This is a genomic window from Serratia sp. YWN4 (assembly GCF_055790845.1).
Genome location: NZ_CM147696.1, coordinates 2,675,409 through 2,690,074 on the forward strand (window position 1 = coordinate 2,675,409; position 14,666 = coordinate 2,690,074).

Consider the following 14,666-nt stretch of genomic DNA (forward strand, 5'->3'; position numbering starts at 1 on the left):
ACATACATTGTGAGTTAAAACAAAGAAAGGGCAACTTCGGCCCCTTACAATATTTAACTCTGAGTGGTTCAAGCCTGGCAGGGAAGATATAACCATATTCCCTAAATACGGGCGGCTTCCGGCAGTTTTTTCAGGTGGAGGGCTACCAACAGGGCCAACAGCAGCATAGCGCTGATAAAGGTTACCACGCCACCCCAGCCAAAACTGTGCCAGAACACGCCACCCAAGGTTCCGGCCACGCTGGAACCGACATAATAACAGAACAGATACAGTGACGAAGCCTGGCCCTTGGCGCGACGTGCGCGGCGGCCGATCCAACTGCTGGCAACCGAGTGGGCAGCAAAGAATCCGGTGGTAAACAGCATCATGCCGATAAAGATCGCCGTGAGCGGTGCCAGCGTGGTGATCAGAATCCCTGCCAGCATAATCAGAATTGAAACCAGCAACACCGGCCCGCGCCCGAAGCGGGTCGTCAGGGAGCCAGCCTTCGGTGAGCTGTACGAACCGGTGAGATAAACCACCGACAGCAGCCCAACGGCGGCCTGGCTGAGATGATAGGGATCGTTCAACAAGCGATAACCAATGTAGTTGAACATAGTGATAAAACTGCCCATCAGCAGGAAACCTTCGGCGAACAGCAGCGGTAGTCCTTTATCATGCCAGTGCAGCCTAAAGTTGATCAGCAGAGTATGTGGGCGCAGCGAACTGGCACGAAAATGTTTCGATGCCGGCAGAATACGCCAGAACATGAAAGCTGCGGCCAGCGCAAACAGCCCAATGACCGCCAACGCAATGCGCCATGAGAAGAAATCGGTCAGCACCCCGGTCACCAAACGCCCGCTCATCCCGCCAATAGAGTTACCACTGATGTACAGCCCCATTGAAAAGGCGACAACGCTGGGGTGAATCTCTTCACTCAGATAGGTCATGCCAACCGCTGCCACGCCACTCAATGAAAGGCCAATCAGGGCGCGCATCAGCAGAATGCTGTGCCAACTGGTCATAAACGCGCAAATTAGCGTACAGATCGCCGCCAATAACAAGGCCACGACCATCACCGGTTTGCGGCCAACGGCATCGGACAACGGGCCGGTGAACATCAGGCCGATCGCCAATAATCCGGTAGAAAAGGAAAGCGAAAGGCTGCTTTCGGCGGGGGAGATGCCAAAGTCCTGCGAAAGTACCGGCAAGATCGGTTGCACACAGTACAACAAGGCAAAAGTGGCCAGTCCGGCAGAAAATAGGGCCAAGGTGACGCGCGTAAACTGCGAGGTGCCACGTTCAATAAAGGGGTGTTTATTCAGCGCTGAGCGCCTGGTTTTGGGCTCTGCACTGGCAGCATCATGGGAACTCAGCGTTAGCGGTGTGGTGGCCGCCGAACGCGTAGGGGTTGTCACAGCATTTCCTTACCGGGTTCGGAAGAACAAAAACACGTCTTGAATCACAAAATGATAGGGAGAGGGCAGTTTTTTGTCTAATATATTAATCATTATGATTGAGACTTTAAAGATATGAGTATCGAGCTCAGACACCTGCGCTATTTTGTCGCTGTCGCAGAGGAATTGCACTTTGGCCGCGCGGCGGAGCGGCTGCGCATGTCCCAGCCACCACTGAGCCAGCAGATCCAAGCGCTGGAAGAGATGGTCGGCGCACGTTTGTTGGCGCGGAATAACCGCAACGTCGGGCTGACTCAGGCCGGAGAGATGTTTCTCAAGGAGGCCTATCAGGTGCTCGATCAGGTTAATCGTGCGGCAGAAAGGGCCGCTCGGCTTGAGCGCGGTGAGATCGGTGAGTTGACGATTGGCTTTACCTCTTCCGCGCCGTTTATCAGCCTGGTGTCACGCAGCCTGCGGGCGTTCCGTCAGTTGTCGCCGAATGTGCATATCAAAATGCGTGAGATCAATACCAAACAGCAGCTCGAGCCTTTGCTGAACGGTGCGCTGGATCTGGGGGTCATGCGTAACACCCGTTTACCGGATGCGCTCCAGCATCAGTTGCTGCTGCGCGAGCCGTTGCTGGCGGTGGTGCCGAATGGTCACCCGCTCACTCATGTTGCACCTGGAACGCTGCGTTTCACCGATTTGGCGCAGGAACCGTTCGTCTTCTTTTCCCGTGAGGTCGGTACGGCGCTGTACGACGAAATTCTGGCGCTGTTGGCGAATGCCGGAGTCGCTCCTTACATTACTCAGGAAGTGGGCGAGGCAATGACGATTATCGGCCTGGTGGCTGCTGGGCTGGGGATTTCTATCCTGCCGACGTCATTTGGCCGAGTTAAAATTGATGGCGTCACCTATCTGCCGCTGGCTGAACCAGAGGCGATGACCGAAGTCTGGCTGGTGCATCACCGTAACCGCCCAATCACTGTTGCGGCCCAAACCTTGATGGAGCTAATGCTGAATCTGCACAAATAAGACGCTCTTCCGGGCTAAATGTCAGTGAATTTGTGCTGTTAATCACATAACGAATCAAATAGTTGACGCTGTATTCCAAAAGCCCCACCATAGCCCTTAGTCTTTATTTAGAAGCGCGAAAAATAGTAGGAGCAGGTTTGTGATTGCGGATGGGCAGCCTGGGCATATTGATCAAATCAAGCAAACCAATGCAGGGGCAGTTTACCGGCTGATTGATCAGCTGGGGCCTATTTCGCGCATCGAATTATCGAAGCGCGCACAGCTTGCGCCCGCCAGTATCACCAAGATTGTGCGTGAACTGCTCGAAGCCCATCTGGTTAAAGAAACCGAATATCAGGAAATTGGCAGCCGTGGCCGCCCGGCGGTCGGGCTGGTGTTGGACACCGAAGCCTGGCATTACCTTTCTGCTCGTATCAGCCGTGGCACCATTACGCTGGCGCTGCGCGATCTCAGCAGCAAAATGGTGGTAGAAGAACTGCTGCCGCTCGATGCTGAACACCCTGACCCTTTACTGCAACGCATCGTGGGTGAAATAGACCGCTTTTTTATTCGTCATCAAAGCAAACTGGAACGTTTAACCGCGATCGCCATCACCTTGCCCGGCATGATCGATACCGCGTCTGGCGTCGTTCACCGCATGCCGTTCTACGATGTGGAAGAAATGGCGCTCGGCCCGGCGTTGGCAACGCTCACCGGGTTACCGGTCTATCTGCAACATGATATTTGCGCCTGGACCATGGCGGAAGCGTTGTATGGCGCTTCGCGCGGTAGCATGAATGTGATTCAGGTGGTGATTGATCATAACGTCGGTGCTGGTGTGATCACCAATGGCCGCGTGCTGCATGCCGGTAGCCGCAGCGTAGTGGAAATTGGCCATACCCAGGTCGATCCTTACGGTAAACGCTGCTATTGCGGTAATCACGGTTGCCTGGAAACGGTAGCCAGTATTGAAAACATGCTGGAAATCGCCCAACAACGCTTGGGGGGCTCAATGACTTCATTGCTGCATGGCGCGCCCTTGACCGTCGAATCCCTGTGCGATGCGGCGCTGGCCGGGGATCAATTAGCCAAAGATATCATTCTTGGCGTCGGGCATAGCGTCGGGCGCATTGTGGCGATCATGGTCAACCTGTTTAATCCAGAAAAAATCCTGGTGGGTTCACCATTGAATCGAGCCGCTGAGATCCTTCATCCGGCGATTGCCTCCTGTATCCGCCAGCAATCTCTGCCCGCATACAGCGAGCATGTGCAGGTTGAATCCACTCAGTTTTTCAATCAGGGCACCATGCCGGGTGCTGCGCTGGTGAAAGATGCGTTATACAACGGTTCGCTGCTGGTGAAACTGTTACAGGGCTAATGTAAATTCCTCCTATCAGAATTTCTTAATGTTTACCGACAAAATATTGAGCTACCTCAAGCCCCTGCAAGTTCGCATCCCCTAGACTTTTCCCTGTCAGGCTACTCGCGCCGCGATCGGCGGCGATCTTTTTGTTAACGGAGCATTTCAGGGCAATCTATTCATGTTAAAGCGTTTATTTGTTACAGGCACGGATACCGACGTAGGTAAAACCGTGGTTTCCCGCGGATTGTTGCAGGCATTTGCTGCACAGGGCCGCTCAGCGGCGGGGTATAAGCCCATAGCGGCGCGTTGTCAGGAAACCAGCGAAGGCATTCGAAATAAAGACGCTTTGGTTCTGCAAGCTTCGTCCACTATGCCTTTGTCTTATGAAGAAGTTAACCCGATAACCTGTCTGGATGAAGTATTCCACGCCCATGCCACACAGGATATCGATTACAGCGTGATGAGCCGTGGGTTGCAGCACCTTGCTACCAAGGCCGATACCGTGGTGGTCGAGGGCAGTGGCGGTTGGCGCGTGTTGATGAACGATCTGCGCCCTTATTCTGAATGGGTGGTGCAGGAACAGTTGCCGGTGATCCTGGTGGTAGGCATCAAGCTGGGCTGTGTCAGCCATGCGTTGCTGACGGCACAATCGATTCTTAACGATGGCTTACCATTACTGGGCTGGGTCGCCAACCGTATCAACCCCGGTTTAGCGCACTATGCTGAAACCATCGATGCGTTGCAGCAACGCATCCCCGCGCCGCTGTTGGGTGAGATCCCCTATTTACCACGCGCTGAACAGCGCGAACTGGCGCAATATCTGGATATCTCCAGCCTGATGGATCGCTACGCGTTGTGATAGCCTCACTGCGCGCGTAACGTTGAGGAATCATAAGAAAAATTTCAGGTGGGCATGGTGCTTATCTGCCCACCTGAAAACCAGTGAATCTTTACCGAACCACTGGTGTGGTAAAGAAAGGGTTAACTGGCGGGTGGGGTGGCAGGCTGATATTTGCCGCTCATGCTTTCCAGCAAGGCCACCAAGTCGTTGACGTCGCTATCTGGCAGAGTAACGCCGACCTGATATTTCAACATATCTTTCACCGCCTGGTTAAGCGTGTTGACGCTGCCGTCATGGAAATAAGGCGCGGTCTGGCCGATATTACGCAACGTTGGCGTTTTAAAGCGATTACGGTCCGCTTCATTTTTCGTGACATTGTAACGCCCAAGATCAACGTCGGTAGGCTTACCACGCGTGGCAAAATAATCCGCTTTGACGCCCATAAGTTCGTAAGACTGGCCGCCCAGGTTAACCCCGGTATGGCAGGTGCCGCATTTGTTCTGCTGGAACAACTGATAGCCGTGTTTCTGTTGGGCGGTCAGGGCGCTTTCATCCCCTTTCAGATAGCGGTCAAACGGGCTGTTTGGCGTGATCAGGGTTTTTTCAAACTCGGCAATCGCATCGGTGATGTTATCGCCGGTAAAACCGTTGGCATACACCCGTTTGAAGTCGGCTTTCAACTGCGCATCTTTTTCCAGTTTACCGATGATATCGTCCCAGGAACCTGAGGCCATTTCGATCGGGTTCATTGGCGGGCCACCTGCCTGTGCTTGCAGGTCTTTTGCACGACCATCCCAGAATTGTGCGATGTTGAACGCGGCATTGAACACCGTTGGCGCATTGATTGGGCCTGGTTGGTTATTCACCCCAAGCGAAGACACACGGCCATCGACACCCCCGGCACCCAGTTGATGGCAGTGTGCGCAGGAGATGCTGTTATCTTTTGAGAGCCGTGGATCGTGGAACAACCGGAAGCCCAGCGCGACTTTCTGAGGGTTGGTCGGCAGCGATTCCGGCAACGGTTGCAGTGCAGCACCGCGCAATTCCGCTGGAGTGCCAGGGTGAGCATAATGTTGCTCACGTTGCTGACGAATCCAACTGAGCAGTTCCTGCCGGTCATTTTCGCTAACGTTGCCAGACCAGTGCATCACGTTGTAAAGCGCTGGCGGCATGGTTTGGTTTTTCAGTACAAATTCCAGCTTGGCCAGATCGGCTTCTGGTACGGCGGTTTTTTGCTGTAGGGCAGTACGCGTGGCATCAAGAGTAAATTGCCTGCTACCGGTCCTGATATCATATTCCATTAGCTGTTTAGCGATCGGCAGCTCGGCATAGAAGGGCAATTTCGCTGAAGCCGTGTGGCAATAGTCACATCCGTAACGGGTTAACAGAGTATCGATTCTGTTGTCAGCAACCGCAGGCGCACGTTGCTGATCGTAATGATAGATATAACCGACAAATCCCAAATAACCGACGACGGCCACGACGGCACATCCCAAAATAACTTTTTTAATCATGATCTCGCTCCAATGAGTTTAGCTTCCAAATTGCCCGACACCCGATCATGCTGATGAAAAAACGGGCAACCGAGGTTGCCACATCGAAGAACATTACAGCTTGACTGAAATCAAATACTTTAATAGCTCTTAACTATTGTTCGGATAGGTTTTAACGATGATACAGGCACGGTGGGGTCTGTAGCGCAATCTAAGAAATTACTTATTATTCAGTATACTGTATGTATGACCGTAACACTGCAGTTCGGTAATAGTGATCTACTGATTTAAGTGACGATGTCACTAAATTATCGTGGTTTAGACATTCATGCCTTGCAATTACTCGCCGCCCAGAGATATTTACAATCAGACTATTCTGGATGATTTTTTAATCGCTTTGTGTGCATTGTAAAAAGATAGATTGATAGGATTAACGATCTTAATCGGTTGTGTTTGACCTGACGAGAATTGAAAAGGATTTCGTCTATGCTGAGCAGAACGACGGCACATACTCCATTACCACCCGATGAACTCCTGTTTTGGTCATTGCAAGGAGAGGAACGCCTTTCATCGCCATACGCCCTTTGCGTTGAACTGCTCAGTAAAAACCCCCGGATTGATCGACAAGCATTACTTGGAAAATCCGTCACCTTAGCTATCCCTTCCCAATACCGTGTGGTATCGCGCTTTTTGAACGGCAAAATCACCTCCGCGGCCATTCATAGCGAAACGATCAATGACGAACAATATGCTGTTTATAAGCTGCGTCTGGAGCCTGATGTTTGGCCGATGCTGCGCGATCGTAACTGCCGTATTTTCCAGCAACAGACTGTGCCGCAAATCATCACGGCTTTGCTGCGTGAAAATCAGGTATCGGTTGAGAACCTGCTGACCCGCGACTATCGCCTGTGGGAGTATTGCGTTCAATATCAGGAAAGTAGCTTTAACTTTATCAGCCGCCTGATGGAGCTGGAGGGGATCTACTACTTTTTTCGCCACGAAATGAACAAAAACACCCTGGTGTTGATCGATGCGCCACAGCGGCATCAGCCATTCAGCGGCTATGAGCAGATTGGCTATCATGCCACTCCGTCCGGCGGTATCGCGCAGGAAGAGGGGATCAACCAATGGTTGATCAGTGACGCTGTCACTCCGGGGATTTACAGCATTGATGATTATGATTTCCGTAAGCCAAATGCCTGGCTGTTTCAGGCTCGCCAGAATCCCGTTTCTCCTCAACCCGGTCAAATTGATGTCTTCGACTGGCCAGGGCATTTTGTGGAGCATCAACAAGGCGAGGCTTACGCGCGGGTTCGCCAGGAGGCCTGGCAGGCGGAGCATCAGCAAATTAGCGGTACGGGTACCGCTTTGGGGATTGTACCTGGCTATACGTTCGAACTGAATAATGGCCCCTATTCTTCAGACGCAGGCAATTATCTGGTTATCCGTGCAGCCTATTCCTTGCGGGACAATCCCTATGCCAGCGGCGAGGCCAAGAGTGAGCAACATGTTGATTTTACGGTGATCCCCGCCAATGTTCCTTTCCGCCCACCGCAACAGGCGCAATGGCCAAAAACCAGCGGGCCGCAGACGGCAAAAGTGGTTGGCCCACAGGGGAAATCCATCTGGACCGATAAATACGGCCGGGTGAAAGTGAAGTTTCATTGGGACCGTTTATCTGCGGGAGATGACACCAGTTCTTGCTGGGTGCGTGTCTCCAGCGCCTGGGCCGGGCAAGGGTTCGGTGGCATTCAGATCCCTCGGGCTGGTGATGAGGTGATCGTAGATTTTATCAACGGCGATCCGGATCGCCCGATCATTACCGGCCGGGTGTTCAACGAAGCAAGTATGCCGCCTTGGGAATTACCCGCAGCGGCGACTCAAATGGGCTTCATGAGCCGTTCCGAAGACGGCACGCCGGAGAATTCGAACGCGCTGCGCTTTGAAGATAAAGCCGGTTCGGAACAGGTGTTGCTGCATGCTGAGCGCAACATGGACACCGATATCGAAAATGAAGAAACGCACTCGGTAGGCAGCAACCGCACCAAAACCGTCGCGGGCAGCGAAACCAGCCATATCAAGCAGGATCGCACCAAGTCGGTTGATGGCAACGAAACCTCCACGATTAAAGGCAATGAAACTCTCTCCGTCAGCGGTAACCGTGCGAAGACCGTAACAGGCGATGAAACCGCCAGCGTTCAGGGAGCGCGGACTCAAACCGTTGATCAAAACGAATCCCTGACGGTGAAGGCGGATCGCAACCTGACGGTACAGGGAGCGGATAGCCGTTCTATTACCGGGAATCACACTCAGACCGTTGGTGGTGCCAAAACGGAGCAGATTGATCAAGCCGCCTCTATGACCATAGGTCAGAGCCTGACGGAAAGCGTTGGTACGGATCTGAGCTTATCCGTGGGCGGAGCACGCAGCGTTGCCGTCACCGGCAACCAGGTTTCTACCATCGGCGGTGAGAACCAGATCAGCGTCACCGGCGGGCATTCAATGGATGCGCAATTTCAACAGGTGGTTGTCAAAACCGATGCGCTACTCAGCGCTGGCGGTAACTCAACGATCGATGCCGCAGGCGTACTGCTTAGCGCGAAAAACACCATTACGTTGCAATGTGGTGCAGCCAGCATCTCATTGACCAGCGACGGAAAAATCATTCTCTCTGGCGTGGATATTACGTCAGCGGCGTCCGGCGATCATCTTACCTCTGGCGGCAAAATAACCTCATCGGCGGCCGGTGATCACGTTGTGGAAGGCGCATTGCTGAAACTGAATCCTTAAGCGGAGATGGCACATGAGTGAATGGAGTCCCTCGAATTCCGTTGAGCGCCGGTTTTTACAAGCGCATGAAGACTGGATGCGTTTTGCTGGCAAAAAAGAAGCCCGTCTTTTGTACTGGCAGGCCGATGACGACGATCAGCAAATGGTTGATCTCTATTTGCAGATGCGCCAAGAGGCTGACTGTGCCGTTATCCGATTGATGCATCCGTTTACCGATACGCTTTATCTGGCCCAGGCCGCCCAAGCTCTGATCGCTTATTACCAGGAACGCCAGGCGGCTTCCCTGCAACAGGGTATGGTGGCGGATTGGTCTCCACCCGCGTTAAGCGGGCGCAGCGATGCACGGGATTTGTTCTCCGTTGCGTCCAGCCTGATGCGCCACCATCCCGATATCTTTCCCGGCTTGGTGTTTATCCTGCAGCCCGCGCAAATCGCACATGCCCAACAGTTTGAGAAAACGCTGGAACAACTGTTGGAGGATCCATTCTGGACCACGCCCGAAGGTGAGCGCATCCGGGTTATTGTGCCGCAAAAGCCGCATCTTCCACCGCTGAATCAACTGCAACAGCGGCACCCCAAGCGGATGTCTGCCTTATTCGGGCGCTACCAGATGCGGCAACTGCCGGGGGAAGTGGTGGCGGAGTCTGGAGAACGGGGGCCATCGGGGGAGTTCCGTCGGTTGTTCGTGATGCTCGGGGATACGTTACGCAATGATGATTTTGCCCGGCTGGCCAAGATAAAGCAGGAGATGCTGGCGATTACCCATGCCCAGCGATGGTTCGATCAGGCCACGGTGGTGTTTCTGACCACCGGCGTGGCGTACCTGAAAGGGGGGAAAACCCGGCAGGCGCTGGAGGAGTATCAACAGGCGGTTCGCATGGCGGGCCAGGCGGAACGTGCCGGGCATCCGGCTGGCAGGAAGCTGGTCGTTAATGCGCTGTTTGGCGAAGCCAGTGTCTGGCTGACTAAAAAGGCATGGCTAGAAGCTGCTGCGTGCTACCGGTTAGCGGGTGAACAGGCGCAGGCGGACGGTGACGGCATTCTGGCGGTAGAAGGGTGGCGTATGCAGGCCTGGTGTCTGGATAAAGCCGGGCAATACCCCGAGGCACTGGATGCGGCCATGACGGGATTGGATGCCGGTATGTTGATTGAACCGGAGATCCGTGCGCACTGCGGGTTGAGCCTGCTGGCGGATTGGTTGATTAGGCACCCAGGGTTGATTTCTCACCGCCTGTCGGGAAGCCAGTTGCAGCAGAAATTCTTTCAATTGTTTGGGGAGCGCAGGCATGAAGCGCAGAGTTAGCGGCAGAGTCCGTCGATTGAGGTGGACAGAGAGGCAAAAAATATGGCATTGCCGGCAACGAAACATATCGATCCCGTTATCGGAGTTGATGTCCACCAGGTGATTGTTCCACCGGCCCCGCCCGCCGCGCCGACGCCTATCCCGCATCCGCATGTGGGGATGATTTTTGACCCGCGGGAATACATTAACGCCGCCAAGGCAGTGATAGGCTGCATGGCGATGAGTTTTGTCACCGCTAGGGCCGGTGAGTTAGCGCAAGCTAATCCTGCATTGGCCGCTAAAGCGATGGCGGTTGCGGGCCAAGCCGGGGGCGTGATGGCCAACGCTATGGCTAATCCCCTGGTTGCAACGGCTCTGGCCGCGAGTGAAAAAAAAGATGCGCTAATGGGAGCGTTGGGTGCCAACATTGGATCTGGCGGTGGTTCCGGCCGCCCGGTGATGATCAATGGCATGATGCGGGCAACCGTCGGCACCTATACCCATCATTTGCCTGGGCTGCATTTCCCACTGGGTGCTTCTTTTGGCCCTACAGATGCCAACCCGTCCAGGGATGCTGAGTCGTACATGGGCAGCAAAACGGTGATGGCCAACAGCGATCCGCTCTCTTTTGCCGCGCTGCCCGCGCTGAGCTGCTGGATGACTGGGCTGCAACCGAGCAATCACGATAAAGCTCATACGTCACGCAGCTACACCTCGTTGCCTACCGCGACGATGCTGCCTATTCCTATGGGGCGACCGGTGCTGGTTGGTGGTATGCCGGTGCTGAATCTGCTGGCGCTGACGAAATCGCTCTGGAAAGCGTTTCGCGGTTCGGCATTGGCCAAGAAACTGGCAGATAAGCTGAAGCTGGATTCGGGTTTTTTACGCTGTACGGTACTGGATGCCGAGCCGGTGCACTCGATTACCGGCGAAGTGGTCGTGGAACAGCAAGACTTTCAGCTGCCGGGCCGGTTGCCGTTCAGTTGGGAACGCTATTACCGCGGGCATTATGTTGAGCGCAGCAGTCTGGGGCATGCCTGGCAAACGCTGGCGGACTGTCGGCTGGAGATTGTGCGCCACGGTCTGCTGATTGGCGTGGTGGCACGCTTCCCCGATCGGGCGACGGCATTTGACTGCTTCCCCGTACTGGAAGGCGATGAGGGGCGGGTTGACGATGGGCATTACGGCGACAGCCTGTGGCGGCAGGGGGATACCTTGCTGCTGCAAACCAAACCGGGGGTTATTTACCATTTCCACCTGCCGCCCGGGTGGCCGCAGAAGCTGGAGAAATTGCCGGATTGTGATGAAGCCTTTTTGGCTGGCAACTGGCGGCCCTCTGCCCATGACTCATTGACCCTGTACCTGCAACGGTTTAACGATCGAAATCAAAATGCCTGGCAGTGCAATTATGACCTCCAGAACAGACTGCGCGCGTTTACCGAGTATTGCGGCAGCGAAGCCACCGGGCGGGAAATCCGCCTGGAGTATGACGACGAGTTTTCTTGGGCGATAGGCAGCCTGACGCTGTGGATTTCCGGCAAGGCCACACGGACGTTGGCCCGTTATCGTTATGATCAACGTGGCGATATGGTGGCGGTGGAGGATGCCGCTGGCGAGCCTTACACGTTCGGCTATGAAGATGATCACCGCATGGTGCGCCATACCAACCGCAACAGACTCTCTTTCTATTATGCCTGGCAACGTCATGACGATGGCGTGATACGCGTGGTACATGCCTGGGGTGATGGCGGGCTGTTCGACTATCGTTTTGACTGGCGGCCGGAAGGTGGGGAAACGCTAATCACCGATTCGCTGGGGCATACCACCCGTCTGCAATATAACGAACGCCAATTTCCACTTAGCCGAACTAATGCCTTGGGCGAAACTTTCAGCTATCGGTATGACAGCAGTGGCCGCACGTCGCAGCAAACGGACCCGCAGGGCAACGTCACGGCCTGGCAGTATGACGCGCAGGGTAATGAAATCAGTCAAACCCAGCCGGATCAAAGCAAAACAACGGTGGAGTATGACGCGCAGAGTCACCCGATCTGCGTGCTCGATCCGACCGGTGGTAAATGGCTCCAGGCGTTTGATGAGCGCGGCAACCTGACGCAGCAACAGACGCCGACGGGCGAGACCACCCGCTACGGGTACGACAATCTGGGATTGCTGCTGAAGGTAGAACGACCTGGCGGCGGCGTGACGCATCTGGGTTATGACCAATACGGCTTCCTGAACACCTTGACCGATCCGGCGGATAATAGGGTCACTTTTGAACATGATTGTTACGGCAATCTGATTTGTCGTACCGATGCCGACGGAGCGGTGACGCATTATCGCTACGACATTTGCAACCGCCTGATCCATGCCCAACTGCCGGGTGGGAAAACCTTGGATTGCAGCTATGACCCAGAAGGCAATCTGCTCCGCTACCACGACGATCACCGCCGGGTAACGCAGTTCAGTTATTTCGGGCAAGGGCGGCTGAAAAAGCGCATTGAACCGGACGGCAGCACCGTACGTTACCGCTACGATACCGAAGAACAACTGATAGGCGTGGAAAACCAGTTGGGCGAGCGTTGGGGGTTGAAGCGTGATGCGGCCGGGCGCCTAACCGAAGAAGTGGATTACCACGGGCGGGTTCGCCGTTACGATTACAATGCTGCGGGGCATCTGAGCAAAACCTGTGATCCGCTGGGTTACATGCTGGCCATCACCTGCGATCGCATGGGGCGGATTGTCAGCAAAACGCTGTTGGATGATGAGCAGGCGGTGAATGCCGAGCGTTTCCGTTACGATCCTGCGGGCCGACTGACGGAAGCCGTTAACGCTGCCGCAACCGTGAAACGGCGTTACGGAGCGGATGGTTTGCTGGCAGAGGAACGGCAGAAACAGCAGGGTGTTGAGGCGTTGCTGGAATATGAATATCGTGACGGCCTCTTGCATCATCAGCGCCAGCGAGTTTACCGCGAAAATGGGCGGGAGCTGTTATCGTCGCAGCACCAGACCTTCGGCTATGACGTTGCCGGGCGTGTATCAACGCTGGCCGTGGATGATAATCAACCGCTCAGTTTCAGCTACGACGAACAGCACCGTTTAAGCGAACTGACGTTGAGCTCCACCTTGAGCCAATACTTCAGCTATAACCAGCGCGGGTTGCTGGTCCGTAATCAAGCCCTGGTGCGGGGCGAAACGGCGGGGCAGACTGAATATTTTTATGATGAACACGATAATCTGGTTCAGCGCCGCGACAGCCTGACGGGAACGGACAGTTACCGTTATGACCCCCTAGGGCAAATTATTGAGCACACCAATCCAGAGGGGCTGCTTAAGCGCTTTAGCTATGATTCGCTGGGGAACCGCTTCCGCGCCGTGCGGCAAAATGAACAGGAACAGGTGTGGCAGCATGATGGGGGCGTTGAATGGCGTCTGGATGGTGCCGGTCAGTTACGCGTGCGCCGCGAGGGGAATAATGAACAGCGCCTGGGGTGGGGTTGTCACGGCAGACTACGGGCGTTAGCCACCAAGGCGGGGCGATGGCGCTATGACTATGACGCGCTGGGGCGGCGGGTATGCAAGCGGCAATATGATGCTGCGGGTGAAACCGAGCAACGCACGACCTGGTTTGTCTGGGATGGCGATCGGTTGGTGCAAGAAGTCAGCCATTGGTGTACAGAACCGAAGGTAGACACACAACCGCGCACGGTATTGACCGCCGGGGAACCAAGTTGGACAGCGCAGAGCTATGTGTATCATCCCGGCACCTTCGAACCTTTGCTGATGCAAACCTATCAGGCCGAGGTTAATGCAGCGCCTTTGCGTATGGCCGGGGAGCGGATTGTTGATGCCCACGAAGAACAAAAAGCGCGGTTGAAGGCCGATAATCTCTGCTTCTATCAAAATGACCCGAATGGCATGCCGTTGCGGTTACGCACAGGTTCTGGCCAGGTCGTTTGGTCTGCGCACTATGAGGTATTCGGTAAAACTACCGTAAGCAGTGAGATGGGGCTGTGGCAGCCGATTCGTTTTCAGGGGCAATACTTTGATGCGGAAAGTGGGTTGCATTATAACCGCTATCGCTACTATGATCCCTTATGCGGGGTGTTTGTTAGTCAAGACCCGATTGGGCTGGCGGGAGGGGGGAATCTCTATCAGTACGCTCTGAATACTCTGGTTTGGGTCGACCCACTAGGCTTAGCTAAGAAGTATGTAGTTTATCAAGCACCTGATCTAGCTCACCCAGGAAAAATTTATACAGGACGTACTAGTGGCGACGCTAGCAAGACAACAGATCAAATACTGAGGAGAAGAAAATCAGGCCATCACAGAAATCTTGGCGAGATGGTTCCTGTATTTGAAACTGAATCTTACGAAGCCGTCAGGGGAGCAGAGCAAATTAAAAAAGATAACTTGAAAAGTAAGGCTACGGTTCAAATAGAACCAATCTCAAGTAGAAATAATAAGAGAAATAAATATATTGAATGTGCAATGGAAGAAGGGGCTTAAT

General features: G+C 54.3%; 8 protein-coding genes. 6 read left to right on the forward strand and 2 right to left on the reverse strand.

Annotated elements, in window-relative coordinates:
* Positions 1-101 precede the first annotated feature (101 nt).
* Positions 102-1,397 (reverse strand): MFS transporter, encoded by a 1,296-nt coding sequence (locus tag ACX9GT_RS12775; RefSeq protein WP_473191402.1) that lies wholly within the window; start codon positions 1,395-1,397, stop codon positions 102-104.
* A gap of 114 nt (positions 1,398-1,511) precedes the next feature.
* Here ACX9GT_RS12775 and ACX9GT_RS12780 point away from each other — a divergent pair, with 114 nt between their 5' ends.
* The 3 genes from ACX9GT_RS12780 (at position 1,512) to bioD (ending at position 4,612) form a co-directional block, all read left to right on the forward strand.
* Positions 1,512-2,411: a LysR family transcriptional regulator gene (locus ACX9GT_RS12780; RefSeq protein WP_473191403.1), complete on the forward strand. Its 900-nt coding sequence runs from the start codon at positions 1,512-1,514 to the stop codon at positions 2,409-2,411.
* A gap of 139 nt (positions 2,412-2,550) precedes the next feature.
* Positions 2,551-3,768, forward strand: coding sequence for a sugar metabolism global transcriptional regulator Mlc (mlc, locus tag ACX9GT_RS12785; RefSeq protein ID WP_473191404.1), 1,218 nt, complete (start codon positions 2,551-2,553; stop codon positions 3,766-3,768).
* A gap of 163 nt (positions 3,769-3,931) precedes the next feature.
* Positions 3,932-4,612: a dethiobiotin synthase gene (gene bioD / locus ACX9GT_RS12790; protein WP_473191405.1), complete on the forward strand. Its 681-nt coding sequence runs from the start codon at positions 3,932-3,934 to the stop codon at positions 4,610-4,612.
* A gap of 122 nt (positions 4,613-4,734) precedes the next feature.
* Here the strand turns inward: bioD and ACX9GT_RS12795 are convergent, their stop codons facing one another.
* Positions 4,735-6,105, reverse strand: coding sequence for a cytochrome c peroxidase (locus tag ACX9GT_RS12795; protein ID WP_473191576.1), 1,371 nt, complete (start codon positions 6,103-6,105; stop codon positions 4,735-4,737).
* Between the two features lie 468 nt (positions 6,106-6,573).
* On the opposite strand from ACX9GT_RS12795, the gene ACX9GT_RS12800 reads away from it, so the two are divergent.
* The 3 genes from ACX9GT_RS12800 to ACX9GT_RS12810 are packed head-to-tail and all read left to right on the forward strand — an operon-like array spanning position 6,574 to position 14,665.
* Positions 6,574-8,877: a type VI secretion system Vgr family protein gene (locus tag ACX9GT_RS12800; protein WP_473191406.1), complete on the forward strand. Its 2,304-nt coding sequence runs from the start codon at positions 6,574-6,576 to the stop codon at positions 8,875-8,877.
* 13 nt (positions 8,878-8,890) lie between these two features.
* Positions 8,891-10,180, forward strand: a complete 1,290-nt coding sequence (locus ACX9GT_RS12805; protein WP_473191407.1) for a tetratricopeptide repeat protein — start codon at positions 8,891-8,893, stop codon at positions 10,178-10,180.
* A gap of 42 nt (positions 10,181-10,222) precedes the next feature.
* Positions 10,223-14,665, forward strand: a complete 4,443-nt coding sequence (locus ACX9GT_RS12810; RefSeq protein ID WP_473191408.1) for an RHS repeat-associated core domain-containing protein — start codon at positions 10,223-10,225, stop codon at positions 14,663-14,665.
* Position 14,666: the final 1 nt, after the last annotated feature.

Coding starts and splice junctions, on each gene's coding strand:
- ACX9GT_RS12780 (WP_473191403.1), top strand. CDS start 1,512: ATGAGTATCGAGCTCAGACACCTGCGCTATTTTGTCGCTGTCGCAGAG.
- bioD (WP_473191405.1), top strand. CDS start 3,932: ATGTTAAAGCGTTTATTTGTTACAGGCACGGATACCGACGTAGGTAAA.
- ACX9GT_RS12800 (WP_473191406.1), top strand. CDS start 6,574: ATGCTGAGCAGAACGACGGCACATACTCCATTACCACCCGATGAACTC.
- ACX9GT_RS12805 (WP_473191407.1), top strand. CDS start 8,891: ATGAGTGAATGGAGTCCCTCGAATTCCGTTGAGCGCCGGTTTTTACAA.
- ACX9GT_RS12810 (WP_473191408.1), top strand. CDS start 10,223: ATGGCATTGCCGGCAACGAAACATATCGATCCCGTTATCGGAGTTGAT.